The organism is Paracoccus everestensis, from assembly GCF_021491915.1.
Taxonomy (GTDB): Bacteria; Pseudomonadota; Alphaproteobacteria; order Rhodobacterales; family Rhodobacteraceae; genus Paracoccus; species Paracoccus everestensis.
Window position 1 is genome coordinate 1197036 of the sequence record NZ_CP090836.1, and the last position, 24830, is coordinate 1221865.

General features: G+C 64.7%; 26 protein-coding genes. 17 read left to right on the top strand and 9 right to left on the bottom strand.

What is annotated here, in order from left to right; all coding sequences use genetic code 11:
* Window positions 1-6: 6 nt before the first annotated feature.
* Window positions 7-843 carry a pyridoxal kinase gene (pdxY, locus tag LZ585_RS05955; protein ID WP_234855492.1) on the bottom strand — a complete coding sequence of 279 codons (837 nt, stop codon included), beginning with the start codon at window positions 841-843 and terminating at the stop codon, window positions 7-9.
* Window positions 840-1517 carry an MOSC domain-containing protein gene (locus LZ585_RS05960; RefSeq protein WP_234855493.1) on the bottom strand — a complete coding sequence of 226 codons (678 nt, stop codon included), beginning with the start codon at window positions 1515-1517 and terminating at the stop codon, window positions 840-842. Before LZ585_RS05960 ends, pdxY begins: the two co-directional genes overlap by 4 nt.
* Window positions 1518-1652: 135 nt before the next feature.
* Here LZ585_RS05960 and LZ585_RS05965 point away from each other — a divergent pair, with 135 nt between their 5' ends.
* Both LZ585_RS05965 and LZ585_RS05970 read left to right on the top strand, forming a co-directional pair.
* On the top strand, window positions 1653-2774 hold the full coding sequence (locus LZ585_RS05965) for a Ppx/GppA phosphatase family protein (RefSeq protein ID WP_234855494.1): 1122 nt from the start codon (window positions 1653-1655) through the stop codon (window positions 2772-2774).
* Window positions 2774-3535 carry an RlmE family RNA methyltransferase gene (locus LZ585_RS05970; RefSeq protein ID WP_234855768.1) on the top strand — a complete coding sequence of 254 codons (762 nt, stop codon included), beginning with the start codon at window positions 2774-2776 and terminating at the stop codon, window positions 3533-3535. The genes LZ585_RS05965 and LZ585_RS05970 overlap by 1 nt, the downstream gene beginning before the upstream one ends.
* Here LZ585_RS05970 and LZ585_RS05975 read toward each other — a convergent pair.
* Window positions 3523-3783, bottom strand: coding sequence for a helix-turn-helix domain-containing protein (locus LZ585_RS05975; RefSeq protein WP_256445663.1), 261 nt, complete (start codon window positions 3781-3783; stop codon window positions 3523-3525). The genes LZ585_RS05970 and LZ585_RS05975 overlap by 13 nt on opposite strands.
* Window positions 3784-3821: 38 nt before the next feature.
* On the opposite strand from LZ585_RS05975, the gene LZ585_RS05980 reads away from it, so the two are divergent.
* Window positions 3822-4779 (top strand): IS630 family transposase gene (locus LZ585_RS05980; RefSeq protein WP_139086627.1). Its coding sequence is split into 2 segments (ribosomal slippage): window positions 3822-4163 and window positions 4165-4779, totalling 957 coding nucleotides; the frame shifts between segments, so codons are not numbered across the junction.
* On the opposite strand, the gene LZ585_RS05985 is transcribed toward LZ585_RS05980, so the two are convergent.
* Window positions 4751-5020: a hypothetical protein gene (locus LZ585_RS05985; protein ID WP_234855496.1), complete on the bottom strand. Its 270-nt coding sequence runs from the start codon at window positions 5018-5020 to the stop codon at window positions 4751-4753. The two genes, LZ585_RS05980 and LZ585_RS05985, sit on opposite strands and share 29 nt — an antisense overlap.
* 258 nt (window positions 5021-5278) lie before the next feature.
* Window positions 5279-6139: a tRNA (adenosine(37)-N6)-dimethylallyltransferase MiaA gene (gene miaA / locus LZ585_RS05990; RefSeq protein WP_234855769.1), complete on the bottom strand. Its 861-nt coding sequence runs from the start codon at window positions 6137-6139 to the stop codon at window positions 5279-5281.
* A gap of 120 nt (window positions 6140-6259) precedes the next feature.
* Here miaA and pyrH point away from each other — a divergent pair, with 120 nt between their 5' ends.
* The 8 genes from pyrH to LZ585_RS06030 all read left to right on the top strand — a co-directional run bounded on the left by pyrH (window position 6260) and on the right by LZ585_RS06030 (window position 14799).
* Window positions 6260-6994, top strand: a complete 735-nt coding sequence (gene pyrH / locus LZ585_RS05995; RefSeq protein ID WP_234855497.1) for a UMP kinase — start codon at window positions 6260-6262, stop codon at window positions 6992-6994.
* Window positions 6995-7110: 116 nt separating this feature from the next.
* Window positions 7111-7674, top strand: coding sequence for a ribosome recycling factor (gene frr / locus LZ585_RS06000; protein WP_234855498.1), 564 nt, complete (start codon window positions 7111-7113; stop codon window positions 7672-7674).
* A gap of 9 nt (window positions 7675-7683) precedes the next feature.
* Window positions 7684-8418 (top strand): polyprenyl diphosphate synthase, encoded by a 735-nt coding sequence (uppS, locus tag LZ585_RS06005; protein ID WP_234855499.1) that lies wholly within the window; start codon window positions 7684-7686, stop codon window positions 8416-8418.
* Entirely contained in the window at window positions 8415-9260 is an 846-nt protein-coding gene (locus LZ585_RS06010; RefSeq protein ID WP_234855500.1) for a phosphatidate cytidylyltransferase, read from the top strand. Before uppS ends, LZ585_RS06010 begins: the two co-directional genes overlap by 4 nt.
* A gap of 3 nt (window positions 9261-9263) precedes the next feature.
* The gene (dxr, locus tag LZ585_RS06015; protein ID WP_234855501.1) at window positions 9264-10421 is read left to right on the top strand and encodes a 1-deoxy-D-xylulose-5-phosphate reductoisomerase; all 1158 of its coding nucleotides are present in this window, start codon (window positions 9264-9266) and stop codon (window positions 10419-10421) included.
* Window positions 10418-11749 (top strand): RIP metalloprotease RseP, encoded by a 1332-nt coding sequence (gene rseP, locus LZ585_RS06020; RefSeq protein ID WP_234855502.1) that lies wholly within the window; start codon window positions 10418-10420, stop codon window positions 11747-11749. The genes dxr and rseP overlap by 4 nt, the downstream gene beginning before the upstream one ends.
* A gap of 105 nt (window positions 11750-11854) precedes the next feature.
* The gene (gene bamA, locus LZ585_RS06025; RefSeq protein WP_234855503.1) at window positions 11855-14167 is read left to right on the top strand and encodes an outer membrane protein assembly factor BamA; all 2313 of its coding nucleotides are present in this window, start codon (window positions 11855-11857) and stop codon (window positions 14165-14167) included.
* Window positions 14167-14799, top strand: a complete 633-nt coding sequence (locus tag LZ585_RS06030) for an OmpH family outer membrane protein (protein ID WP_234855504.1) — start codon at window positions 14167-14169, stop codon at window positions 14797-14799. The genes bamA and LZ585_RS06030 overlap by 1 nt, the downstream gene beginning before the upstream one ends.
* Before the next feature lies 1 nt (window position 14800).
* Here LZ585_RS06030 and LZ585_RS06035 read toward each other — a convergent pair whose 3' ends face one another.
* Window positions 14801-15739: a nucleoside hydrolase gene (locus LZ585_RS06035; RefSeq protein WP_234855505.1), complete on the bottom strand. Its 939-nt coding sequence runs from the start codon at window positions 15737-15739 to the stop codon at window positions 14801-14803.
* Window positions 15740-15849: 110 nt separating this feature from the next.
* Between LZ585_RS06035 and LZ585_RS06040 the strand changes: the two genes are divergently transcribed.
* Window positions 15850-17655: an ABC-F family ATP-binding cassette domain-containing protein gene (locus LZ585_RS06040; protein WP_234855506.1), complete on the top strand. Its 1806-nt coding sequence runs from the start codon at window positions 15850-15852 to the stop codon at window positions 17653-17655.
* Here LZ585_RS06040 and LZ585_RS06045 read toward each other — a convergent pair.
* Window positions 17652-18626, bottom strand: coding sequence for a zinc-binding metallopeptidase family protein (locus tag LZ585_RS06045; RefSeq protein WP_234855507.1), 975 nt, complete (start codon window positions 18624-18626; stop codon window positions 17652-17654). The two genes, LZ585_RS06040 and LZ585_RS06045, sit on opposite strands and share 4 nt — an antisense overlap.
* A gap of 263 nt (window positions 18627-18889) precedes the next feature.
* On the opposite strand from LZ585_RS06045, the gene rplU reads away from it, so the two are divergent.
* The 4 genes from rplU (at window position 18890) to LZ585_RS06065 (ending at window position 21322) form a co-directional block, all read left to right on the top strand.
* Window positions 18890-19252, top strand: coding sequence for a 50S ribosomal protein L21 (rplU, locus tag LZ585_RS06050; protein ID WP_234855508.1), 363 nt, complete (start codon window positions 18890-18892; stop codon window positions 19250-19252).
* A gap of 12 nt (window positions 19253-19264) precedes the next feature.
* Window positions 19265-19537, top strand: a complete 273-nt coding sequence (gene rpmA / locus LZ585_RS06055; RefSeq protein ID WP_234855509.1) for a 50S ribosomal protein L27 — start codon at window positions 19265-19267, stop codon at window positions 19535-19537.
* Between the two features lie 109 nt (window positions 19538-19646).
* The gene (locus LZ585_RS06060) at window positions 19647-20195 is read left to right on the top strand and encodes a GNAT family N-acetyltransferase (protein ID WP_234855510.1); all 549 of its coding nucleotides are present in this window, start codon (window positions 19647-19649) and stop codon (window positions 20193-20195) included.
* 140 nt (window positions 20196-20335) lie between these two features.
* On the top strand, window positions 20336-21322 hold the full coding sequence (locus LZ585_RS06065; RefSeq protein WP_234855511.1) for an LLM class flavin-dependent oxidoreductase: 987 nt from the start codon (window positions 20336-20338) through the stop codon (window positions 21320-21322).
* 167 nt (window positions 21323-21489) lie between these two features.
* Here LZ585_RS06065 and trpS read toward each other — a convergent pair whose 3' ends face one another.
* The gene (trpS, locus tag LZ585_RS06070; RefSeq protein WP_234855512.1) at window positions 21490-22524 is read right to left on the bottom strand and encodes a tryptophan--tRNA ligase; all 1035 of its coding nucleotides are present in this window, start codon (window positions 22522-22524) and stop codon (window positions 21490-21492) included.
* 76 nt (window positions 22525-22600) lie between these two features.
* Between trpS and LZ585_RS06075 the strand changes: the two genes are divergently transcribed.
* Window positions 22601-23302: a rhomboid family intramembrane serine protease gene (locus LZ585_RS06075; RefSeq protein ID WP_234855513.1), complete on the top strand. Its 702-nt coding sequence runs from the start codon at window positions 22601-22603 to the stop codon at window positions 23300-23302.
* Here the strand turns inward: LZ585_RS06075 and murJ are convergent.
* On the bottom strand, window positions 23299-24828 hold the full coding sequence (murJ, locus tag LZ585_RS06080) for a murein biosynthesis integral membrane protein MurJ (protein WP_234855514.1): 1530 nt from the start codon (window positions 24826-24828) through the stop codon (window positions 23299-23301). The genes LZ585_RS06075 and murJ overlap by 4 nt on opposite strands.
* Between the last annotated feature and the right edge of the window lie 2 nt (window positions 24829-24830).

Here is a 24830-nt window from a genome sequence, read left to right on the forward strand (position 1 = left end):
TCCGGGTCACAGGGTCAGCAGGGCGGCACGAAAATCGGGATCGGACAAGACCACCTCGCTTGCGCCGATGAGGCCTGCACGGGCAAGCGCAACCGAGGTCAGGTCTTGCGCCACATCGACGGCCTGGGACAGGCTGCGGCCCTTGCCCAGGCCCGCAACGATCAGCCCCGCAAACAGGTCGCCGGTGCCGGGAAGGGCCACGGCCAGCCGGCGGGTCGGATGGCGCGTCATGCCGCCGGATCCAAGGATCACGCTTTCCAGATGATCGGCGGGACTGTCGTCCAGCATGCAGCCGGTGGCGATCAGCGTGGCCCCCGGCGCCAAGTGCAGACCGGCGGCAGCGGCTTGCAGATCCGCCATTCCGCTGATCGCGCGCCCGGCCAAGTGGCCCAGTTCAAAGGAATTGGGCGTCGTCAGATCGGCCAGCGGCAGCAAGCCGTCGCGGATGACCTGTGCCAGTTCGGCAGGCACATACAGCCCTGGCCCGTGATCGCCCATCACCGGGTCGCACAGGTAGCGCAGATCGGGATTGGCCGCCTTGGCGCGCGCCACGAAATCCGCGACCAGATGCCCGACCTCGACCGAGCCGATATAGCCCGTCATCAGCCATGCCGCGCGCTGCGGCAACCCGCGTTCCCATGCCCCCCGCAGCAGGTCGGCGAACAGGTCGGGCGGCAGGGGCGCGCCGCGCAGGGTGGGATAGGCCGGTTGGTTGGAAAACAGCACGGTCGGGATCGCCGCGACCTCCAGCCCCGCGGCCTGCATGGGGAACACGGCGGCGGAATTTCCAACATGGCCGAAGACCACCTGGCTTTGGATGGAAATGACCAATGGCGGCATCATGCCTTGCCCTCCAGCCGGGGACGCCAGTCCTCGACCCGGCCGCTGTCCAGGCGACGCTGGGCATAGCGCCGCCACCCCTCGGCCAAGACATCCAGGGCAGCAATGGTTTCCAGTTCCGTGCGGTTCAGACGGTCCACATACATGGCCCGCCACAGCCTGTGCAGGGTCCATTCCGGGGCAAGGCGGTCGATCAGCACCAGATCATCGCCCGGCGCGACCATGCCGGGATCCAGCACGCGATAATACCAGCCCGTCCGCCCCGTATCCTGAACCCGGCGCGCCATGTCCGGGACGCCGAAACGGTGGTTCAGCTTCCAGCAGGGCTGGCGTCCCTGGGACACCTGCATCAAGGTGCCGCCCAGCCGAAAGACATCGCCCACGGCCACCATGTCCTCGGTCATGCCGGTGATCGAGATATTCTCGCCGAACGCCCCCGGCGCGTCCAGCAAGGGCAGCGCCCCCAGATCGGCACGCCACGCCGCGTAATGGTCGAAAGGATAGTGATGCACGGCTTTTTCCCGCCCGCCATGGACGCGCCGGTCGGCCTGCGCGTCGCCCTCAAACCCTCCGGCCCCCAGCCACAGACGACCCGCCACCGGAACCTTGGCGATGGCGCTTGTCGCGGATGTCCCCGCCAGGGGGGCTATGGGTCCGGTCAGCAGGGTGGGGGTCATGGCATTCCGCGTGCAAACTTGCGGCCTTTATCAACCGATTGACCCAGCCGGAGCAATCGTCCTTTCGCCGCCCCTTGATCGTGCGGGGGGCGCGCGTTACGTTTTATCCAACTTGATATCGGAGGGCGTGTTGTCATGACGCCCAAGCGTCCTGCGGGTGCGGACGCGTTCCCGAAAACTGCGGTAGAGCCGTCTGGCACCCGACACCCCGAGGAGGGGGCGCTTTATGCTGCCCTCGACCTCGGTACAAACTCGTGCCGGATGCTGATTGCCCGACCGAAGGGCAGTCAGTTTCAGGTCATCGACAGCTTCTCCAAGCCGGTGCAGCTTGGGCAGGGGCTGGAAGCTTCGGGACGCCTGTCCCGCAGCTCGATGGCGCGCACGGTTCACGCATTGCAGGTGTGCCGGCGAAAGCTGGAACAGCATCGCGTGCGCAATATGCGCCTGGTCGCGACCGAGGCTTGCCGGCGTGCGCGAAACAGCCGCGATCTTTTGCGCACGATCCGGCGCGAAACCGGGCTGCAGATCGAAACCATCGGGGCCGAGGAAGAAGCGCGGCTGGCGGTGATTTCCTGCGCGCCGCTGGTCAGCCACAAGACCGAGACGCTGATGGTCGTCGATATCGGCGGCGGATCGACGGAACTGGTCTGGATCGACTTGGAGGACGTGGAACCCAAGGAACGCCCCCGCGCGATCATGCGGCTGTCGGACGGCTTCGGCAATCCGCAGCCCGGCGGTGCGCGCGTGGTGGACTGGATCAGCGTGCCTTTGGGCGTGGCGACCCTGCGCGACCAGTTTGCCGATGTCGAGGACGACCAGGGCCGGTTCGCCCTGATGAGCTGGTATTTCGAGGAGATGCTGTCCGGTTTCACCCCCTATGCCGACGGATCCCCGGACGAAGGCTTTCAGATCATCGGCACGTCCGGCACGGTCACGACCGTTGCGGCCAGTTTCCTGGGGTTGCGCCGCTACGACCGGACCAAGGTGGATGGGCTGGAAATGACCAGCGGCCAGATCGACCGGGTGATCCATTCCTATCTTCAGCTTGGTCCCGACGGGCGCCGCGCCGATCCCCGCATCGGGCGCGAACGCCATGCGCTGATCATGTCAGGGGCGGCAATCCTGCAAACCCTGATGCGGATCTGGCCCACCAGCAAGCTGTCGGTGGCGGACCGTGGACTGCGCGAGGGGTTGCTTTACGCCCAGATGGTGCGCGATGGGGTGCTGGCAGCCGATGGATTGAACGGAGTGGCATGATGACAAAGGCACCAGGCAGCCGCGAGGGGAAATCCAGCGGTCGCGGCGCGCGTGATTTGCGGGTGCGGGTCAAGACCGCCAAGGGGCGCAAGCTGTCCAGCAAGCTGTGGCTGGAACGGCAGTTGAACGACCCCTATGTGGTCCGGGCCAAGCGCGAAGGATATCGGGGCCGTGCGGCCTACAAGATCCTCGAATTGGACGACAAGTATCGTTTCCTGGTCCCGGGCGCACGGGTCGTCGATCTGGGCTGCGCGCCCGGCGGCTGGTGCCAGGTGGCGGTCAGCCGCGTCAATGCGCTTGGCGAAAAATCCGGCAAGGCGGTCGGAAAGGTTCTGGGCGTCGATCTGCAAGAGGTCGATCCGATCGCCGGGGCCGAAATTTACCAGTTGGATTTCCTGGAAGATGGCGCGGATGCAAAGGTCAAGGACTGGCTGGGCGGTCCCGCGGATGTGGTGATGTCGGACATGGCGGCATCGTCATCGGGGCACAAGGGCACCGACCACCTGCGCATCGTGGCCTTGGTCGAGGCGGCGGCGGCCCTGGCATTCGACATCCTTGAACCTGGTGGAACTTTCGTGGCCAAGGTCTTGGCAGGCGGGGCGGAAACCGAAATGCAGGCCTTGCTCAAGCGCAACTTCGACAAGGTCGCGAACGTCAAACCGCCCGCCAGCCGCAGCGATTCATCAGAGAAGTTCGTGATCGCCACCGGCTTTCGCGGCAGGGGGCAACAGGACGACGGGCAGGACGTTCAGCAGGACTGAGCGCGGAACCTGTCCGGCGTTCGTCCCGTCGCCGCGACAAAGGCGCGGATGAAATGTCCGTGGCTGGAATAGCCCAGATCGGCGGCAATGTGCAGCGTGGGCCGGTTGGTGCCCCGCAGCAAAGCCGCCGCGCGTTCCAGTTTCAGATCGTGGATCACCTCCACCGCCCGCTTGCCCCGTGCCACCATGCAAGCCTGGTCTAGAGCGTATTGCGGCTTTCCCGATTCAGGATACCCCTGTGGCTTGATCTGTGATTCCCTGCCTGCATGACAGGTGGAGGGATGATATGGGCAGACCGCATCCTATGGCGCTCCGAGAGCGCGTTGTGGCGTTTGTGGAGGAAGGGAACTCGCACCGTTCAGCCGCTGCGCGGTTCCGGGTTTCGGTGAAGTTCGTCAACGACATGGTGATCCTGAAGCGCGAGACGGGCGGGTTAGCTCCGCGTGCCCAAGGCCATGGTGGTGGTCATGGCAAATTGGTTGGTGTGGGGGACTGGATCACCGCGCGCATGAAGGCGAAGCCCGATCTGACGCTGAACGACCTGGTCGGCGAACTTGCGGATCATCACGGCATCGCCATTCACCGTGTCTCGGTTTGGCGGTTTTTGCGCGGTCTCGGGCTGACACACAAAAAAAGACCTGCAAGCCCTCGAGCAGAAGCGGCCTGAGATCCGGCAGGCACGCCATATCTGGATCACACGACGCCAACCGTTCATGCGCAGCGCGTTGACGCGCCTTGGTTTCATCGACGAGACGTCGCTGAAGACGAACATGGCCAAGACCACCGGATGGTCTCCAAAAGGCGCGCGCCTTGTCGACCATGCGCCCTTCGGCCACTGGAACACCCAGACCTTCATCGCCGCCCTGCGCCATGACCGGCTGGATGCGCCCTGGGTGATCGACGGTGCCATGAACCGCGAACTGTTCGAGCTCTATGTCGAAACCCAACTGGCCCCGACACTGCGACCCGGCGATGTGATCATTCTGGATAACCTGTCATCGCACAAGAGTCCCAAGGCAGCGGCGACTATGAGCGCCGTTGGCGCGTGGTTCTTGTTCTTGCCTCCCTACAGTCCGGATCTGAACCCGATCGAGATGGCCTTCGCAAAGCTCAAGGCCCTGATCCGGAGAGCCGCCGCGCGAACCTACGAGGCTCTCTGGCACGCCGTTGGGCAGGTCTGCGATCTTTTCACCGATGAGGAATGCTACAATTTCTTCAAAGCCGCCGGATATGAAACCGATTAGACGCAACGCGCTCTAGCGCGCCTGTGGTGCTGTGCAGTTCGGCAGCCAGTTCGGCCACCGTCCGGTCCGATCCAAGCCGCTGCCCCGCAAGCGCCAGGAACTGGTCGATCAGCGTGGGATCGAGACAGGTACGCGGCTGGGGCGGCATGGCATCGTGGTCCCAGGTGAAGTCGTGCAGGGGCAAAAGGCGCAGCGCCTGGTGGCCCCTGACGGGACGGTCTTGGCACAGGGCGGGGTGCATGGAAGCCGGGGTCTGGGCGGGCAAGACAGGCTCTGACCCAGGATCATTGGCAACAGGAACCAGGGCCTCAGGGATGAAGGGGGCGTTTGCGCCGCGGTCCGGCCCCTTCTGTCCAGCACGAATCTGGCTGGGAGAAAAGGGAAAGCCATCCCACCGGGAATGTTCGAACGCCGACATGAAACCCGCCTGACACAATAACAGATAAGCGGATTATTGCCGAAAACTAAGCGGCACTCAACCATAAGATGTGAAATCACTCTATGCGCGTGTGTCTGGACCTGCTGCAAATGCCTGCCAGTCCTTCATCCGCCCCCGAAACCAGATGCGCTGCGCTTTGGCATATTGCCGGGTGGCGATGATGGCGCGTTCCGCCGCAGACGGCAGGTCGATCTCTCCTCTCAGATACGCGACCAGATCCGGCGCCCCGATGGCCCGCGCCCATTGTTGTGCCGGATCCCAACGGGGCAGCATGGCCCGAACCTCATCCATCGCGCCCTGCTGCATCATCAGGTGAAAGCGATGTGCGATCCTGTCGGCCAGCCAGTCCCGGTCCGCCGTAACCAGGACGCGTTGCGCAGCAGCAGGCGCGATGAGGGGCGGCGGAGTGTCGGCCTGCCAGTCGGCAAGGCCCCGCCCGGTCGCGGTCAGAACCTCCCACGCACGCTGGACGCGGGCGGGGTTCAGCGTGTCAATGCGTGCGCGGGTCGCCGGGTCAAGGTCGGCCACCATCCGGTCAAGTCCGCCTTCCGCCGCCAACCGCGCGTCGCCCTCGGCCCGGATCGCGGCGGGAGTTGGCGGGACAGGGGCAAGACCCTGCGTCAGTGCCGTCAGATACAGCCCCGTGCCGCCCACGACGATCAGCCGGCGGTCCAGCAGGTCCGCGATGTCGCGCAGCCAGTCGCCCACGGAATAGGGTGTGCCCGGTTCGACATGGCCATACAGCGCATGGGGGGCAGCCGCCTCCTCATCGGCCGAGGGGCGTGCGGTCAGCACCCTCCAGCAGGACCAGACCTGCAATGCGTCGGCATTCACGATCAGCCCGCCCTGCGCTTGCGCGACCGCCAAGGCCAATGCGGACTTGCCGCTGGCCGTCGGGCCTGCGATCAGCAGATGGCGCATGGGGTCGATCTGGTCCGGGCGGATCACGGCTGTTCGGCTTTCGGGCGGTTGAACAAGCCCGCCTTTTGCGACATTTTGCGCCGCGATGAAAGCTACCGGCGCTGACACGAAGGAATCGACATGAACGATCATGGGGGCGGCGCGCCCGCGCAATACGGCAGGGTAATGCTGAAAATCTCGGGCGAGGCGCTGATGGGCGATCAGGGCTATGGCCTGCACCCCCCGACCGTCGCGCGCATCGCCAACGAGGTCGAATCGGTCCAGGCGATGGGGGTCGAGGTCTGCATGGTGATCGGCGGCGGCAATATCTTCCGCGGGTTGCAAGGCAGCGCCCAGGGGATGGAACGCACGACCGCCGACTATATGGGAATGCTGGCAACTGTGATGAACGCGCTTGCGATGCAATCCGCGCTGGAAGCCAAGGGCCTGCACTGCCGCGTGATCAGCGCCATCCGAATGGACGAGGTGTGCGAGCCCTACATCCGCCGCCGCGCCATCAGGCACCTGGAGAAAAAGCGCATCGTGATCTTTGCGGCAGGAACCGGAAACCCGTATTTCACCACCGATACGGCCGCCACCCTGCGCGCGAACGAGATGAACTGCGAGGCGATCTTCAAGGGCACGAAGGTCGATGGCGTTTACGACAAGGATCCGGCAAAGCACGGCGACGCAAAGCGTTACGACCATGTCAGCTATGACGAGGTGCTGCAAAAGCATTTGGGCGTGATGGACGCATCCGCCATCGCGCTTGCCCGGGACAACCGTTTGCCCATCATCGTCTTTTCGCTGGACGAACCGGGCGGCTTCCGCGGTATTCTGGAAGGGCGGGGCACCTATACGCGGGTGCACAACTAGAACCGTTCCAGGTCGATGCCGACCGGCAAGGGCTTGCCCGAACACGGGGCAAAGTCTTTGCCAAGGTTTGCATCTGTGGTTACAAGCAATCGAAATTCAATACAAAGGCGGTTCCCATGGCAGAGGATATCGAAATCGACATCGACGATCTGGAACGGCGGATGAAAGGCGCGATGGAAAGCCTGCGCCAGGAATTTTCCAGCCTGCGCACGGGCCGGGCCTCTGCATCCATGGTGGAACCCGTGCAGGTTGACGCCTATGGCCAGATGACGCCGATCAACCAGCTGGGCACCGTCAACGTCCCCGAACCGCGCATGGTCACAATCAACGTCTGGGACAAGGGCATGGTCGGCAAGGTCGAAAAGGCCATCCGTGAATCCGGCCTGGGGATCAACCCACAGTTGAATGGCACCATCATCATGCTGCCGATCCCCGAACTGAACGAGGAACGCCGCCGCGAACTGACCAAGGTCGCCGCCCAATATGCCGAAAGCGCCCGCGTCGCGATCCGCAACGTGCGGCGCGACGGCATGGACCAGATCAAGAAGGGCAAGGCCAACGGTATGCCCGAGGACGACCAGAAGTTCTGGGAAACCGCCGTGCAAGAGCTGACCGACAAGATGATCGCGAATGTCGATCAGGCGCTTGAAGGCAAGCAAGCCGAAATCATGCAGGTCTGAGGAACGACCATGGCCGCTGAAACCGCACCGCTGCTGATATCGGGCGGGGTCGATCAGCGGCCCCGGCACGTCGCCATCATCATGGACGGCAATGGCCGTTGGGCCACCGACCGGGGCTGGCCCCGCCTTGTCGGCCACAGGCGGGGGGCCGAGCGCGTCAAGCAGATCGTCCGCGCCTGTCCCGACCTGGGGGTGAACTGGTTGACGATCTATGCCTTCTCGACCGAAAACTGGAAGCGGACGACCGAGGAAGTCCTCGGCCTGATGAAGATCTTCCGCCGGTATATCCAGTATGAGGCCGAGGGCATGGCCGCTGAAGGCGTTCGGCTGCGTTTCATCGGCGGGCGGGACCTGCTGGACGACAAGTTGCAGGCCCTGATGTCGTCGATCGAGGCGCGGACGGCAGGCAACAGCCGCCTGAACCTGACGGTGGCGATCAATTACGGCGGGCGGGACGAATTGACCCGCGCCACGGCCCGGCTGGCGCAGAAGATCGCCCGGGGCGAGATCGCCGATCCGGTCGAGGCCGACCTGGCCGCCTGCCTGGATACGGCGGGCCATCCCGATCCCGACCTTGTGATCCGTACCTCGGGCGAGACGCGGACCTCGAACTTCCTGCCCTGGCAGGCGGCTTATGCCGAATATGAGTTCACCCCCACGCTGTGGCCCGATTTCACGCCCGACCACCTTGCGCAGATCCTGGACCGCTTCGGGATGCGCGACCGGCGTTTTGGCGGCGTATGAAGGCGCGGCGCATCAGCGCGCTGAAGCCCCCGCCGGGCAAATGGGCAGACCTGTCGCGCCGCGTCGCCTCGACGCTGGTGCTGCTGGGCATCGGCATCATGCTGGCGGTGGCAACGGGGATCTGGCTGCGGTTGGCGATGGCGTTGATTTCCGCGGTGACCTTTTGGGAACTGGCGGCCATGACGGGATGGCGGCATCCGCGCCTGCACCCCGGTATCTTCGGCGCCTGGCGGCCTTTCGCCCTGGCCGTCATTGCCTTCATGTCGCAGTTCGTGGCGCAGATGTTCGACCATCCCGCCGCCATCCTGGCGCTGCTGTTTCCGTTGGTCGCGGGCCTGCCAGGTGCCGCGACGCGGGACCGCTGGACCTATGCGATCTTCGGACTGGCGATCATGCTGGTGGCATACGGGCTGGTGGGGTTCCGCGAAACCTATGGGCTGAACTTCGTGCTGTGGCTGATGGGGATCGTGATCATCTCGGACACGGCGGGGTATTTCTTTGGCCGGATGATCGGCGGGCCGAAGTTCTGGCCGTCGCTCAGCCCCAAGAAGACATGGTCGGGCACCATAGCGGGGTGGATCGGCGCACTTTTGCTGGGCGTGCTGCTGTGGCGGCTGGGGCGCGGCGATGTCTCATTGATCTGGTGTTCGCCCATCGTCTGCCTTGCGGGGCAAATGGGCGACATCGCCGAAAGCTGGCTCAAGCGGCGGGCCGGGGTCAAGGACAGTTCCAACCTGATCCCCGGCCATGGTGGCTTCATGGACCGCTTCGATGCGGTGACGGGGGCGGTGCTGGCCACGATGCTGATCGGGTTGTTGACGGCGCTGCCGGCGGTGAACTGACGGATGCGGCGGATTTCGATCTTCGGGGCCACCGGGTCCGTGGGCGCGAACGGCGTGGACCTGATCCGTCGCGCGGGCGGTCCAGAGGCCTATCACACGGTCGCGCTGACCGGCGGGCGCAACATCCCCTGCCTGGCGCAGATGGCGCGGGATTTGCGGGCCGAGGTAGCCGTGACCGCACATCCGGAACTGCTGGACGACCTGCGCGATGCCCTGGCGGGCAGCGCGGTCCAGGCAGCAGCCGGGCCGCAGGCCATGGTCGAGGCAGCAGCGCGCCCGGCTGATTGGGTGCTGTCGGCAATCGTTGGCGCGGCGGGGCTGGCGCCGGGGCTGACCGCACTTGCGCAAGGGCGCATTCTGGCGCTTGCCAACAAGGAATCCTTGGTCTGTGCCGGGCCGTTGCTGCGTGGTGCTGCCAAGGTCAGCGGCGCCCGCATCCTGCCGGTCGATTCGGAACATTCCGCCATTTTTCAGGCGCTTGGGGCAGATAACCTGGAATCCGTCAAGGATGTGACCATTACCGCATCGGGCGGTGCCTTTCGCGACTGGCCGCTGGAACGGCTGGCGGCGGCCACCGTGGCCGAGGCGTCGACCCACCCCAACTGGGCCATGGGACAGCGGATCACCATCGACAGCGCATCCATGTTCAACAAGGCGATGGAAGTCATCGAGGCAAAGGAATTCTTCGGCCTGCGACCCGACCAGATCACCGTTCTGGTCCACCCTGAATCCATCATCCATGCCATGGTCAGCCACGTGGACGGGGGCACGATCGCGCATCTAGGCGCCCCCGATATGCGCCACGCCATCGGCTATGCGCTGCACTGGCCCCATCGCGCGCCCTTGCCGGTTGCCGCCTTGGATCTGGCGGCACTTGGAAGCCTGACCTTCCGCCCCCCCGATGAGGCCCGCTGGCCCGCCCTTCGCCTCGCGCGCGAGGTGATGGCGGCAGGCGGCATGGCGGGCGCGGTCTTCAACGCGGCCAAGGAACAGGCGCTTGACGATTTCATCGCCGGGCGGATCGGGTTCACGGCCATGGCACCTCGCGTGGAAATGACCTTGCAGGGGCTGTCCGGCCGGGATGGCTTCGGCGATGATCCCGGCGATTTGGAAACCGTCCTTCATTGGGACTGCGAAGCACGCAAGGAAGCCGCCGCATGAGTGACCTGATTCCGCAATTCGGCGGCACGCTGTGGACGCTGGCGGCGTTCTTCGTGGCCCTTGCGGTGATCGTCACCGTGCATGAATTCGGCCATTACTATATCGGCAGGCTGTCCGGCATCCGGGCCGAGGTCTTCTCGGTCGGGTTCGGCCCGCGGCTTCTTTCGCGCCGCGACCGGCGGGGAACGCTGTGGCAGTTGGCCGCGATCCCGCTGGGGGGCTATGTCCGTTTTCTGGGCGATGCCAATGCGGCTAGCGCGGGGACGGGCCGGCCCGTCGATCCGGCGCTGCGCCGGCAGACGCTGACCGGCGCGCCGCTGTGGGCGCGGTTTGCCACCCTGCTGGCCGGGCCGGTGTTCAACTTTGTCCTGTCGATCCTGATCTTTGGCGGCTTTGCCATGTTCCAGGGTCTGCCGACCGAGGAGCCGCAGGTCGGCACGATTGCCGAGGCACCGCCCGGCACCGTCAACGACCTGCAGCCGGGCGACCGGATCCTTGCCCTGGGCGGCCAGCCCGTCGAGACGTGGCGCGACATCGGCCGCGTCGCGGAAACGCTGCCCGTCGCCAGCCATCAGGATTGGCACGTCCTGCGCGACGGAGCCGAGGTCACGGTACGCGGCCCCGACCCGATGCCGGCCCGGATCAGCGGGGTCGCCCCCCGCAGCGCGGCGGCTGATGCCGGATTGCAAGCGGGGGACGTGGTCCTGGCCATAGACAGCCAGCCCGTCAGCCGATTTACCCAGATGCGCCAGGCAGTCGAGGCGGCCGAGGGGCAGCCCCTGGTCCTGCAAGTCTGGCGTCCGGGCACGGGCATCGCCGACTATACCCTGGTCCCGAAGATGCAGGATCTGCCCGCCGAGGCGGGCGGCTATGAACGTCGCTGGCTGATCGGCGTGACGGGGGGCGAAAGCTTCTTTTCCCCTGCGACCCGCAGCGCCGGGCCGCTGGAATCGCTGTGGCTGGGCACGCTTCAGACCTGGGGGATCATCACATCATCCTTGTCGGGGATGTGGGCGATGATCTCGGGGCAGATCGACAGTTGCAACCTCGGCGGCGCGATCAGCATTGCGGAAAGCACCGGGCAGGCGGCAAGCGCCGGGGGCGGCAATTTCCTGTGGTGGATCGCGGTGCTGTCGGCGGCCATCGGTTTCCTGAACCTGCTGCCGATCCCCGTCCTGGATGGCGGGCATCTGATGTTTTATGCCTGGGAAGCCGTCACAGGCCGCCCGCCCTCGGACAAGGCGCTGAATCTGCTGACCGCCATCGGCATGGCGGCGGTGCTGTCGCTGATGATTTTCGGCCTCAGCAACGATCTTTTCTGTCCCTAGGGCGCGATGCGCTTTTGACAGGGCAGGTGGTTTGATGCACAAGCTTGACGCAAAAGAAGGCGCCGCAAGCAGCGCCAATGCAGGCTGACGACAAGAGGGGCAGCAATGACACGGAAACTGGGCAGGGGCGCGGTCGCCCTGGTGACGGCCTTGACGATTGCGACCCCGGCGGCGCTGATCCCCGGCGCAGCGGCGGCCTATGTCTTCAACGACGTGCGGATCGAAGGGTCGTCGCGGGTCGAACCGGCCACCGTGCTGTCCTATGCCAATATTGCGCGCGGCCAGGACGTTTCGGCAGGGGAGTTGAACGACGCCCTGCAGCGATTGCAAAATTCCGGCCTGTTCGAAACGGTCGAGATCGTGCCGCAGGGCAATGTCCTGGTGATCCGGGTCAGCGAATACCCGACGATCAACCAGATCAGCTTCGAGGGCAACCGCCGCATCAAGGACGAGCAACTGGCCGAGATCGTGCAAAGCGCGTCCCGCCGGGTTTATCAGCCCAGCCAGGCCATCCAGGACGCCAACAACATCGCCCAGGCCTATGCCGCGCAGGGCCGTCTGGCCGCCCGCGTCGATCCGCGCATCATCCGCCGCAGCGACAACCGTGTCGATCTGGTCTTCGAGGTCCGCGAAGGCAACGTCACTGAAATCGAGCGCATCGGCTTTACCGGCAACCGCGCCTTCAGCGACCGCCGTCTGCGCAACGTGCTGGACACCAAGCAGGCGGGCATCCTGCGCACCTTTATCCGCCGCGACACGTTCGCGCCGGAACGGCTGCAGCTGGATGAACAACTGCTGACCGATTTCTATCGTTCGCGCGGTTATGCCGACTTCCGGGTTCAGGCGGTTGCGCCTGAACTGGCGCGCGAACGCGACGCCTTCTACATCACCTTCAACATTCAGGAAGGCCCGCGTTACCGCTTTGCCCAGGTCAACACCGTGTCCGAGATACCGGGCGTCGATGCAGGGGCCTTTGCCGCGCAGAATCGGGTGGGTCGGGGCGATGTGTACAACCCCGCCGCCATCGACAACACCATCCGGCGGATGGAGACCATCGCGATCCAGCAAGGTCTGAACTTCGTCAACATCGAACCCAGGGTAACGCGCAATCCGCAGAACCAGACGCTGGATCTGACATTCGCCATCACCCGTGGCCCGCGCGTCTTCGTCGAACGCATCGACATCGAGGGCAACACGACCACGCTGGACCAAGTGATCCGCCGCCAGTTCAACACGGTCGAGGGCGACCCCTTCAGCCCGCGCGAAATCCGCAATGCCGCCGAACGCATTCGCGCGCTTGGCTATTTCAGCGACGCGCAGGTCGAAAGCCGCCCCGGCAGCAGTGATGAACAGGTGATCGTCGATGTGAACGTCGAGGAACAACCGACCGGGTCGCTGTCCTTTGGCGCGTCCTATGGCGTGGCCTCGGGCGTAGGCCTGAACGCGTCCTTGCAGGAAAACAATTTCCTGGGACGGGGCCAGACGGTCGGCCTGTCGATCTCGACCGCCGATGGCGACCAATCTTCGTCCCTGACCTTTATCGAGCCGTATTTTCTGGGCCGTGACCTGCGGTTTGGCTTCAACACCTATTACAATGTCACCGAAAGCCTGAATTCGGACTATAATACCCGGTCGGTAGGGGTTCGCCCGTCCATCGAGTTTCCGGTCTCGGAGAATGGGCGTCTGGAACTGCGCTATCGCCTGTCCAAGGAAACCTTGGGCGGGGTCGAGGAAGACAGTTCCGAACTGCTCCAGGCCGAGGAAGGGCAGCGCGTCACCTCGGCGCTTGGCTACAGCTATCTGTGGGACACGCGCATCACCGGGCTGGATCCGCTGACCAGCTACAAGCTGCGTTTTTCGCAGGATTTTGCGGGTCTTGGCGGGGACACGAAAAGCGTGACGACCTCGGCGCTTGCCGGGGTGGAAAGCAACGCCTGGCGCGAAGAAGTGACCCTGCGCGCCGAGTTCGAGGTTGGCGCGATCTATTCCTATAGCGACTATTCCACCTGGATTCTGGACCGTTATCGCAACGGCACCCGAATCCGAGGCTTTGAACCCAACGGCCTTGGCCCCCGCGATCTTGCAGCCGAGAACGAGGACGGCCTGGGCGGCAACTATTTCTGGGCGGTCCGCACCGAAGCACAATTCCCTGTGGGACTTCCGGAAGAATACGGCATTTCCGGCGGCCTGTTTGCCGATGTAGGCTCGATCTGGGGGCTGGATAACACCAGCTATGAAATTGACGGAAAGCCGCCTGTCACAATCGACGATTCGATGAACATCCGCGCATCAATCGGCGCGTCGCTGTTCTGGACCACGCCCATCGGCCCGTTGCGGTTCAACTTCTCGAAAGCGATCAAGCAGGAAGACTATGACGAGGAGCAGAACTTCGACCTGACCATCTCGACGCGGTTCTGATGGTGCTGTTGCGGCGGCTTGCGGTCTGCGCGCTGGTCCTGCCGGGGCAGGTCCAAGCGCAGCAGGCCCCGGGCGATGTTGTTCCGGTTCCGCCGGAACTGCCATCTCGCACGATCCAGACGCCCGACGACGCCGCACCCGTGGCAGGCTCGCCGATCCTGACGGTGGATCAGGATCTGCTGTTTACCTTGTCCGAGTGGGGCAAGCGCACGCAGCGTGTTCTGGACGAGGAAGGGGGCAAGATCGAGGCCGAAAACGAGCGTCTGGCAGCCCAGCTTTCCGCCGAGGAAGCGACCTTGACCGAACAGCGCGGCACCCTGGATCCGGCCGAGTTCCGCAGGCTGGCCGAAGCTTTCGATACCCGTGCGACCGAGGTCCGCCGCCAGCGTGCGCAGGTTGTCCAGGATCTGAACGCCTGGGCCGAGGCTGATCGTGCCGCCTTTTATCGCGCCGCGCTGCCCCAAATGGGCGAAATGATGCAGGAACGTGGCGCCGTGGCGGTTCTGGACCGGCGCACGGTCTTTGTGTCCATGGACGCCATCGACATGACGCAGGCCCTGGTGATGCGCCTGAACGAAAATCCGGGCGACGGGTCGGGGACCGTCCCGATGCCGGAGCTGGACGGGAAATAGGTCAGGGCAGGCGGGCCAGGCGGTCGGCCAGCATCGTGAACAGGGCGTCCCGGTCCACGTGGCGGATGAAGTTCGCATTTGCCGGGCGGTCGCTCACGCGCCACCAGTCGGCAACCGTCATGCCGGTGGTGAACTGGCCCGCCGTCTCGATTTCCACATTGATATGGCGTCCGGTGAACAGATCCGGGCGCAGCAGCCAGGCGATGGTGCAGGGATCGTGCAGCGGCGCACCTTCGCTGCCGTATTTTTCCTTGTCGAAGCGTTCGAAGAAATCGGTCCAGCTGGCAATGGCGGGACCGCAGCGGCCGGGCAGGGCGCGCATCCGTTCGATCCAGTCGCGCGATGTCACCGCCTCGTGCGTGGCATCCAGGGGCATCACCACCAGGGGCGCACCCGCGGCAAACACCTCGGCCGCGGCTTCTGGATCCACGAAGATGTTGAATTCGGCGGCCGGGGTGATGTTGCCCACCTCGAAATAGGCGCCACCCATCAGCACGATTTCCTGGACCCGGCCAATGATGTCGGGCGCGCGGCGGAATGCCTGGGCGATATTGGTCAGCGGCCCGATGGGCACCAGCGTTACCGTGCCTGCCGCTTCGCGTCGCAGTGTTTCGATGATGAAATCGACGCCGTGCTGCGATTGCAGGGCAACCGAGGGCGTGGGCAGTTCGATCCCGTCCAGACCGGATTTTCCATGGACGTGTTCCGCCGTGATCAGCGGACGCACCAGGGGGCGATCGCAACCCGCGAAGACCGGAATGTCGGGCCGACCCGCCAGTTCGACGATCTTGCGCGCGTTCAGTTCGGTCAGCGCCAGCGGCACATTGCCCGCAACGGCGGTCAGGCCCAGGATCTCAAGCTCGGGACTGGCAAGCGCCAGCAGGATCGCCACGGCATCGTCCTGGCCGGGATCCGTGTCGATGATGATCTTGCGCGTCATGCGAACCTCTTGAACTGTCGCGTTGTTGTGAAAGGGAAGTTCCGGCGGCGCAAGCCCCCTTGGTTCGGGGATCCATTGACCCCCCGCGCTGCCCGCGCTAGGGGCGCAGCATGGCACGCGCACCCCTTTTACAACTGACCGACATTTCGCTGACCTTTGGCGGGGATCCCGTATTCGAGGGGCTGTCCCTGAACATCCAGCCGGGCGACCGGGTGGCCCTTGTGGGGCGCAACGGATCGGGCAAATCGACGCTGATGAAGGTCATGGCGGGCCTGGTCGAGGTCGACCGGGGCGAGATCGTTGTCAGCGCGGGCGTATCGACCGGATATATGGAACAGGATCCCGACCTGTCGGGATTTGCGACCCTGGGCGATTTTGCCGCTGCTGGCCTGCCTGAATCCGAATCCTACCGCGTCGAGATGGCGGCCGAGGGTCTGAAGTTCGATCCCATGCGCCCTGTCGATACCGCATCCGGTGGGGAACGCCGCCGGGCGGCCCTTGCCCGGCTTCTGGCGCAGGCGCCCGAACTGATGCTGCTGGACGAACCCACCAACCATCTGGACATCCAGGCAATCGGCTGGCTGGAGGATCACCTGTCCCAGACCCGCGCCGCCTATGTCCTGATCAGCCACGACCGCGCCTTTCTGCGCCGCCTGACCCGCGCGACCTTGTGGATCGACCGGGGCGAGGTCCGCCGCCAGGAACGCGGCTTCGAGGGATTCGAGGACTGGCGCGAAGCCGTCTGGTCTGCCGAGGATGACGCCCGCCACAAGCTGGACCGCAAGATCAAGGCCGAGGCCCGCTGGGCCGTCGAGGGCATCAGCGCACGTCGCAAGCGCAACCAGGGCCGGGTCCGTGCCTTGGCCGCGTTGCGCGCCGAACGCAGTGGCCAGATCAGGCGCCAGGGCACGGCGGCAATGGCGTTTGATTCGGGTCCGCAGTCGGGAAAGAAGGTGATCGAGGCCAAGGGCATCGCCAAGGCCTTTGGCGATCGCACCATTCTGCGGCCTTTCGACCTGCGGGTGAACCGGGGCGATCGGGTGGCATTCGTCGGCCCGAACGGCGCGGGCAAGACCACTTTGATCAAGATGCTGACCGGCGAAATCGCCCCCGACGAGGGGACGGTCAGCCTTGGCACCAATCTGGAACTGGCCGTCTTTGACCAGACCCGCTCGGCGCTGAACCCTGACCAGACCCTTTGGGAATCGCTGACGGGCGATCCCGATATGCGCGTGTCGGGCCGGGCCGACCAGGTCATGGTGCGCGGCCAGCCGCGTCACGTAGTGGCCTATCTCAAGGATTTCCTGTTCGACGACGCCCAGGCCCGTGCGCCGGTGCGCAGCCTGTCGGGCGGCGAAAAGGCCCGCCTGTTGCTGGCGCGGCTGATGGCGCGCCCGTCCAACCTGCTGGTGCTGGACGAACCCACCAACGACCTGGACGTGGAAACGCTGGATCTGTTGCAGGATCTGCTGGGCGATTACGACGGCACCGTTCTGCTGGTCAGCCACGACCGTGACTTCATTGACCGCGTGGCCGATACCACCATCGCGATGGAAGGCGATGGACAGGCGACCGTTTATGCCGGCGGGTGGTCCGATTACCGCGCCCAGCGGGGCGAGGATGGACCGGTCGCGGTCGAGGTTCCGAAAAAGGCTGACGCGCCGACTGAACGACAGAAAGTCGCCAAGTCCGGCCTGTCCTTTACCGAACGCCACCGCCTGGACGCGCTGCCCGCCGTGATCGAGCGTCTGGAAGCCGAAATCGCCAAGCTGACCGATTTTCTGGCCCAGCCCGGCCTGTTCCAGACCGCCCCCGCCAAGTTCAAGAAGGCGACCGAAGCCCTGACCGAACGTCAGGAAGCCCTGGCTGCCGCCGAGGAAGAATGGCTGCTGCTTGAGGAAAAGGCCGACCCCTAGGCCCCGCGCGCGGCGTGATCGCTGATCCAGCCATGGGCGAACTTGATCTTTTCGCGGATCCTCGGCGTGAGGATAAAGGGATACAGGTCGGAATTGTCCAAGGCGCGGTTGATGTCGTTGATGGCGATGGCGACCGAGGCCGCGATGTTCAGCAGGTTGTCTCCGTTCTCGTCGGCATAGGGCTGATACCCGTCCGGCACCCCCTTCATCGACAGGCCCGCGCTGACGAAGCTGTCGGTGAAATCCACCATGTGCAGCAGATGGGCCACGGTTTCGGCCCAGTCCTCGTGCGGATGGGAGGTGGCATAGGCGGTGATGAAATCCTCTCCCGGGGCCTTGGGATTGGCGTAGTGATCTTGCAGGGCGGCGTTGTAATCGGCGGTCTCGTCCCCGAACAGCGCGCGGAATTCGTCAAGGAAGCCAGGCGCGATGGTCAGCCGGTCGAACAGGAAATGCGCCAGTTCGTGGCGGAAATGGCCGACCATCGACCGGTATTGCTCGCCCATTTCCCGCTGGCGTTGGACACGGATCAGCTCGTCCGCCTCGGTCACGTTGATGACGATCTCTCCGTTGTCATGGCCCATCATGATCTGCACTGCGCGTCCGCCGCCGGTATTTTCCGACAGCATCTGGAAACGGGGCCGCATCCCGCCATCGGCGTCGGTGAACCAGTTCCAGTTCGACAGGTTGGCCAGCACCCAGCGTTTCGCCCGCTCGGCCCGTTCCAGGAGCTGCCGGTTATCGCCGACATTCAGGGCGGGCACGACATCGGACATGGCGCAGGACCGGCACAGCGTCTCGCCGGGGACCGCGACCCAGTTGCACTGGATGGCCTCGCGGTTGGCGCAAGGCTCTGCCTCGTTCCACATCGCACGGGCTTCGGGCTCATAGAATAGCGGTTCTCCGCAGGCGCAAAACATATTGTCGAAGTAAACACGAGCATTGCAAGCGGGGCAGGTGAAGCTTTGCATGATGGATGTCCTTGGAGGCTGCTGACCAAGCCGCGTCCGGTGCCAAGGTTCCATGGCGCAACGAAATTTCGCATGGGCAAGGCTGCTTGACTTGGGCCGGGGAATCCGCCATATGCAGGCGGACCGGCCGGGCGAACGCCTTGGGCCGGTGTGTTATTTTCAATGACATCCCCATGCGCGGGATGCGCTGTCCGAAGGCGGGAAAACCCCTGACGCCGGAGCGATCCGGGGCCAAAGGACGCGGAAACGAAGGAAACGAAGCGATGTTCGCGGTTCTGAAGACAGGCGGCAAGCAATACAAGGTGCAGGCGGGCGACGTTCTGCGCGTTGAAAAGCTGAATGCCGCGGCTGGCGACAAGGTCCAGTTCAACGAAATCCTGATGGTCGGATCGACCCTGGGTGCGCCCATGGTCGAGGGCGCCTGTGTCCAGGCCGAGGTGATCGACCAGATCAAGGCCGACAAGGTCATCACCTTTGTCAAGCGCCGCCGCAAGCACAGCTCTCAGCGCACGCGCGGGCATCGCCAGCAGCTGACCCTGCTGCGCGTGACGGATGTTTTGGCCGAAGGCGCTGCCTCGACGGGCGTGAAGATCGCCGTCGGCGCGCGCACCAAAGAAAACGCGTAAGGAGACTGAGCCATGGCACATAAGAAAGCAGGCGGTTCGTCCCGCAACGGTCGCGACTCGGCTGGCCGCCGTCTGGGCGTCAAGCTGTTCGGCGGGCAGGAAGCCATTGCCGGCAACATCATCGTACGTCAGCGCGGCACCAAATGGTGGGCCGGCGTCAATGTCGGCATGGGCAAGGATCACACCCTGTTCGCCCTGACCGATGGACAGGTGACCTTCAAGAAAGGTCTGAAGGGCCGCACCTTCATTTCGGTGGTTCCCGCGACCCTCGAAGCAGCCGAGTAACCCGAGCTTAACATTTCAGTGTTACAGGGGGATCGGCGAAAGCCGGTCCCTCGCCTGTTTTCCGGGAGGGAAAATGGTCATGTCAGCACCGATGAGGGAGGGGACGCGTTTGGACGACCTGAATATTTCGGACGCCACGCTGAACCAGCCCGTCATCGCCACCGAACGGTTTGTCCTTCGCCCGCTGCGTCCGTCGGATGCGGGGATGATCGCGCATTATACCGGCGACAAGCGCGTAGCCGAAGGGACGCGCGCCATTCCACATCCCTTGCCGCCCGGCGCATCGGAAGCCTTTGTCGCGCGCGCCTTGTCCGCTGATCGGACCGAGGACGTGTGGGCCATCGACGGGTCCGCCAACAAGCTGGCCGAACTGCTGGGCGTCGTGTCCCTGACCCGGATGGAGGGGGATCAGTCCGAACTAGGCTTCTGGATCGGCGCGGGTTTCTGGAACACCGGCTTCGCGACCGAGGCGGTCGATGCCCTGGTCAAGGCCAACCCCCACAAGGCGCGGACCCTGTTCGCCGAGGTGTTCCAGGACAATGCCGGATCGGCCCGGGTTCTGACGAACTGCGGCTTCGTTTACCTGGGCGATGCCGAAAGCTGGTCAGTGGCACGCAATGCGCGGGTGCCGACCTGGACCTATCTGCGCAAGATGTAAGGCAGGGGGCGCTTGCGCCCCCTCTGGCGCGCGGGCGCGCCATTCACCCCCCGAGGATATTTTTGTGAAGAAGAAAGCGGGTTGGCGTTTCTGTCCCTCGCGGGATTGCAATCCGTGCCAAGCGCCATACCTCGGGTGGCATGAGCATTCCGTTTTCCCTTCTCGATCTATCGCCGGTGCCCGAGGGCTTCGAGGCCGCCGACGCGATCCGCAATACCCTTGATCTGGCGCGCCATGCCGAAAACTGGGGCTATCACCGGTTCTGGCTGGCCGAACATCACAATATGCCCGGCATTGCCAGTGCCGCCACGGCGGTGCTGATCGGGCTGGTGGCCCAGGTGACAACCCGGATGCGGGTTGGCGCGGGCGGGATCATGCTGCCCAATCACGCGCCGCTGACCGTGGCCGAGGCGTTCGGCACGCTGGCCACCGCCTTTCCGGGCCGCATCGACCTGGGGCTGGGCCGTGCGCCGGGCGGCGACGGCGCGGTGATCCGGGCGCTGCGACGCGATCCGATGGCGGACAGCTTTCCGCAGGATGTGGTCGAACTGCTGGACTATCTTGGGCCGGAACGTCCGGGTGCTGCGGTCCGCGCCTTGCCGGGCGAAGGGACGAACGTGCCCGTCTGGATCCTGGGCAGCAGCCTGTTCGGGGCGCAGTTGGCCGCGCATCTGGGCCTGCCTTATGCCTTTGCCAGCCACTTCGCGCCGTCCGACATGGAACGGGCCATCGCCATCTATCGCGAACGGTTCCGGCCTGGGCCGTGGAACGACCGGCCGCAGGTAGTGATCGCCATCAACGTCTTTGCTGCCGATGATGCGGATCAGGCGCGCTATCTGCGGACTTCGATGCAACTGGCCTTTGCCCAGTTGCGCACCGGGGTGCCGGGCAAGCTGCCCCGGCCGGTGCATGACCTAGATGCCGCCATCGGCCCGCAGATGCGGCGCATGGTCGATGAGGCGTTGAAGATCAGCGCGGTAGGGGATGCGGCGGCCATAGGGGAGCAGATGCGCGCTTTGATCGCAGCCTATCGCCCGGACGAAGTGATCCTGACCGGGCAGATCCACGATCATCAGGCACGCCTGCGCAGCTTCCAGATCGCGGCTGACGTGATGGCGTCCATGTAAGGACAGGGCTGACAGGATGGCACGCGCTGTCCTGCCGAGGGGCTTCGGAACACGGGTCGGCAGGATGCGTGCTGGAAGCCCGAGCTGTTGAAGCAGTACGATATTCGCACCAGCCATGAAAACGCTGCCGATGCATCCACATCGGCGGCTTATCAATGACCCGGAAATCAGGAACGGGTGCGCAGCAGGCCCATGATCTCTTTGGTGCGTTCCAAAATCGGGGTTGCGATCTCGTCCGCCCGGATCGCGCCCTTTCCCAGGATGCGGTCGATTTCGGCAGGGTCGGCCAGGTAATCGTTCATCCGTTGCGTGATCGGTTCCAGCGAGGCCACGGCCAGTTCCGCAAGCGCGGGCTTGAAGGCGCCGAATCCCTGGCCTTCGAACTGCGACAGAACCTGGTCGGGCGTCTGGTCCGCCAGGGCGGCATAGATGTTGATCAGATTCTTCGCCTCGGGCCGGTCTTTCAGGCCGTCCATGCTGCCGGGCAGGGGGTCGGCATCGGTACGGGCCTTGCGGATTTTCTGGGCGATGGCATCGGCATCGTCGGTCAGGTTGATGCGGCTGGCGTCCGAGGGATCGGATTTCGACATCTTCTTGCTGCCATCGCGCAGCGACATCACGCGGGTTGCTACGCCCTCGATCAGCGGTTCGGTGATCGGGAACTGCTCGACCCCGTAGTCGTGGTTGAACTTGGCCGCGATGTCGCGGGTCAGTTCCAGATGCTGCTTCTGATCCTCGCCCACGGGAACGGCGGTCGCCTGATAGGTCAGGATGTCGGCCGCCATCAGCGCCGGATAGGCCAGCAGACCCAGGCTGACGTTTTCGGTGTTCTTGCCCGCCTTGTCCTTGAACTGGGTCATCCGGTACATCCAGCCGACGCGCGCCACGGTATTGAAAAGCCAAGCCATTTCGGCATGGGCAGAAACCTGGCTTTGGTTGAACAGGATGGATTGCTGCGGGTCCACTCCAGATGCCATGAAGGCCGCCGCAGCCTCTCGGATATTGCGGCGCAGCTTCTCGGGTTCCTGCCAGACGGTGATCGCGTGCAGGTCCACCAGGCAATAGATCGTCTCGGCCTCGCCCCCCTGCAGGGCCGCGAAACGCTTCAACGCCCCAAGGTAATTGCCCAGGGTCAGCCCGCCAGAGGGTTGGATCCCCGAAAAGATACGCGGCGTGAAACGGGTTTTCGTCGTCTCGGTCATATGCGGGCCTGCTTGGAATTTGCCTGCGCTTGGCTTAGCCCTTGGCCGCAACGACCGCAACCGCGAAGGAAATCCGATGCGTCAGGCCATGCCCGTCTCGCCCCTCAACCCGCTGCCGGCGGTTCTTTGGGCCTTGGCTCTGCCGGCCATCGCAGGAGAGGTCGTGTTCCTGCTGGGCCAGACGGGGCTGATCGGCGGCGCGCAAGGTATCGGCCTGCGGCTGAGCGCGCTGCAGATGACTGCCTTCGCGCCCGAGATGGTGCAACGGATGTGGCAGGTCGGCACCCTAGATTGGGACCAGGCCTATCGCATCCTGTCATACAGCTTCGTCAATTCGTCCTTTACCCATGCGCTGTTCGTGGTGGTCTTCACGCTGGCGCTTGGCAACATGATCGCGCGGGAATTCCGTCCCTGGGCGGTTGTCGCGCTGTTTTTGGGGTCGGCCATCGGCGGGGCGTTGGTTTACACCGCAGCGATCTCGGTCCTGCCGGGACGGCCCGGCCCGCTGATCGGCGGCTATCCGGCGGTCTATGGGCTGGTCGGTGCCTTCACCTTTCTGCTGTGGTCGCGGCTGGGGGCGGTCCATGCCAACCGGATGCGGGCCTTCACGCTGATCGGAATGCTGCTGGCGTTCCAACTGGTCTTCGGCATCGTCTTCGGCGGCGCCGGCTATGGCTGGATTGCCGAGCTTGCGGGGTTCGGGGCAGGCTTCCTGCTCAGCTTTGTGCTGGTCGATGGCGGCGTGCAGCGGGTCTTGCGCCAGATCCGAGCGCGTTAACGGCGCCTGACGGCTGCCTTTAGTTCCGACAGCCGATAAGCGCGGGTCAGGAAGCTGAGCGTGAAATAGACCGCCGCGCCCCCGAAGACCAGGATCACCAGGCCCGGGACGCGGCCGATTCCAGCATCGTCAAGCCAACCCATCATTGCCCAAAGGGCCCCCGCCATCAGGGCCGATGACAGCACGATCAGCGGCGTCTTGCGGCGCAGGCGGTCGTCGGCGCGCGCGGCATCGCCCATGGCCCGGGTGCCCCACCACAACTGCACGACCATGATCCACGCGGCGATGGTGGTGCCAAGGGCGGCGGCCAGAAAGCCCAGCCAGGGCATTAATCCGAACGCCACCAGCGCATTCACGACCATCGACCACAAGGCATAGCGGAACGGAGTCCTTGTATCCTCGCGCGCGAAATACAGCGGTTGCAGGATTTTTTGCAGCACGAAGGCGGGCAAGCCGAAGGCATAGACGATCAGTGCGCGGGCGGTCTGGGTGGTGTCATAGGCAGTGAACTGTCCGCGTTCGAACAAGGTACGCACCATCGGCTCGGCGATGACGGCGATGGCGAAGGCGGCGGGCAGGGTCAGGAACAGGCCGAATTCGGTCGCGCGGGAATAGGCGGACTGGCCGCCCGCGTGATCGCCCGCCCGCAACCGGCGGGCCAGTTCGGGCAGCAGGACCACGGCCACCGCTGCACCCACCACGCCTAAAGGCAACTGATACAGGCGGTCGGAATAGGACAGCCAGGAAATCGCACCCTCGAAATGGCTGGCGACCTGGCGGCCCACCAGCAGGTTGATCTGCACCACGCCGCCCGCGAAGGCGGCAGGCAGGGCCACGGCCAGCAGGCGGCGCATATCCGGCGTCAGGCGCGGACGCTGCGGGCGGAAGGACCAGCCGGTGCGACGGGCATCCCACCAGACAAGCGCAAGCTGGGCGACCCCCGTCAGCGGCGTGGCCCATGCCAGCGTCAGGCCCACGTCCCATCCCTGCCACCAGGCCACCGCCATGGCCGCGATGAACAAAAGGTTCAGCAACACCGGCGCGGCGGCCGCGGCGGTAAAGCGGCCATTCGCGTTCAGCACGCCCGAGATCATCGAGGCCAGCGAGATCAGCAGGATATAGGGAAACATGATCCGGCCATACTGCACGGCCAGCGGAAAGCGTTCGTCGCCCGAAAATCCCGAGGCCATTAGCCAGACCAACCCCGGCATGAAGACCATGGCCATGGCGGACAGGATCAGGACGGCCATCAGCAGGCCCGAAAAAGCCTCGGAGGCAAAGCGTTGCGCATCCGCGCGGTCGTCCAGCTTCTTGGAAAACATCGGCACGAAAGCCGTGTTGAACGCCCCTTCCGCGAAAAAGCGGCGGAACATATTGGGCAGGGACAGGCCCACGAAGAATGCATCCGCCACCGCGCCGCTGCCCAGCCAGGCGGCCATCAGGATGTCGCGGACAAAGCCCGACACACGCGACACGAAGGTCCAGATCCCTACGGAAAGGAACCCGCGCACCAATCCCGATTTCATGT

Excerpts from the sequence above, each read along its gene's own strand:
- pyrH (WP_234855497.1), top strand. The coding sequence starts at position 6,260 with ATGAACGATCATGGGGGCGGCGCGCCCGCGCAATACGGCAGGGTAATG.
- LZ585_RS05970 (WP_234855768.1), top strand. The coding sequence starts at position 2,774 with ATGACAAAGGCACCAGGCAGCCGCGAGGGGAAATCCAGCGGTCGCGGC.
- LZ585_RS06065 (WP_234855511.1), top strand. The coding sequence starts at position 20,336 with ATGAGCATTCCGTTTTCCCTTCTCGATCTATCGCCGGTGCCCGAGGGC.
- LZ585_RS06040 (WP_234855506.1), top strand. The coding sequence starts at position 15,850 with ATGGCACGCGCACCCCTTTTACAACTGACCGACATTTCGCTGACCTTT.
- murJ (WP_234855514.1), bottom strand. The coding sequence starts at position 24,828 with ATGAAATCGGGATTGGTGCGCGGGTTCCTTTCCGTAGGGATCTGGACC.
- LZ585_RS05960 (WP_234855493.1), bottom strand. The coding sequence starts at position 1,517 with ATGACCCCCACCCTGCTGACCGGACCCATAGCCCCCCTGGCGGGGACA.
- bamA (WP_234855503.1), top strand. The coding sequence starts at position 11,855 with ATGACACGGAAACTGGGCAGGGGCGCGGTCGCCCTGGTGACGGCCTTG.
- LZ585_RS06010 (WP_234855500.1), top strand. The coding sequence starts at position 8,415 with ATGAAGGCGCGGCGCATCAGCGCGCTGAAGCCCCCGCCGGGCAAATGG.
- rplU (WP_234855508.1), top strand. The coding sequence starts at position 18,890 with ATGTTCGCGGTTCTGAAGACAGGCGGCAAGCAATACAAGGTGCAGGCG.
- LZ585_RS06075 (WP_234855513.1), top strand. The coding sequence starts at position 22,601 with ATGCGTCAGGCCATGCCCGTCTCGCCCCTCAACCCGCTGCCGGCGGTT.
- pdxY (WP_234855492.1), bottom strand. The coding sequence starts at position 843 with ATGATGCCGCCATTGGTCATTTCCATCCAAAGCCAGGTGGTCTTCGGC.
- rseP (WP_234855502.1), top strand. The coding sequence starts at position 10,418 with ATGAGTGACCTGATTCCGCAATTCGGCGGCACGCTGTGGACGCTGGCG.
- trpS (WP_234855512.1), bottom strand. The coding sequence starts at position 22,524 with ATGACCGAGACGACGAAAACCCGTTTCACGCCGCGTATCTTTTCGGGG.
- rpmA (WP_234855509.1), top strand. The coding sequence starts at position 19,265 with ATGGCACATAAGAAAGCAGGCGGTTCGTCCCGCAACGGTCGCGACTCG.
- dxr (WP_234855501.1), top strand. The coding sequence starts at position 9,264 with ATGCGGCGGATTTCGATCTTCGGGGCCACCGGGTCCGTGGGCGCGAAC.
- LZ585_RS06035 (WP_234855505.1), bottom strand. The coding sequence starts at position 15,739 with ATGACGCGCAAGATCATCATCGACACGGATCCCGGCCAGGACGATGCC.
- LZ585_RS06030 (WP_234855504.1), top strand. The coding sequence starts at position 14,167 with ATGGTGCTGTTGCGGCGGCTTGCGGTCTGCGCGCTGGTCCTGCCGGGG.
- LZ585_RS05965 (WP_234855494.1), top strand. The coding sequence starts at position 1,653 with ATGACGCCCAAGCGTCCTGCGGGTGCGGACGCGTTCCCGAAAACTGCG.
- uppS (WP_234855499.1), top strand. The coding sequence starts at position 7,684 with ATGGCCGCTGAAACCGCACCGCTGCTGATATCGGGCGGGGTCGATCAG.
- LZ585_RS06045 (WP_234855507.1), bottom strand. The coding sequence starts at position 18,626 with ATGCAAAGCTTCACCTGCCCCGCTTGCAATGCTCGTGTTTACTTCGAC.
- LZ585_RS05985 (WP_234855496.1), bottom strand. The coding sequence starts at position 5,020 with ATGCACCCCGCCCTGTGCCAAGACCGTCCCGTCAGGGGCCACCAGGCG.
- frr (WP_234855498.1), top strand. The coding sequence starts at position 7,111 with ATGGCAGAGGATATCGAAATCGACATCGACGATCTGGAACGGCGGATG.
- miaA (WP_234855769.1), bottom strand. The coding sequence starts at position 6,139 with ATGCGCCATCTGCTGATCGCAGGCCCGACGGCCAGCGGCAAGTCCGCA.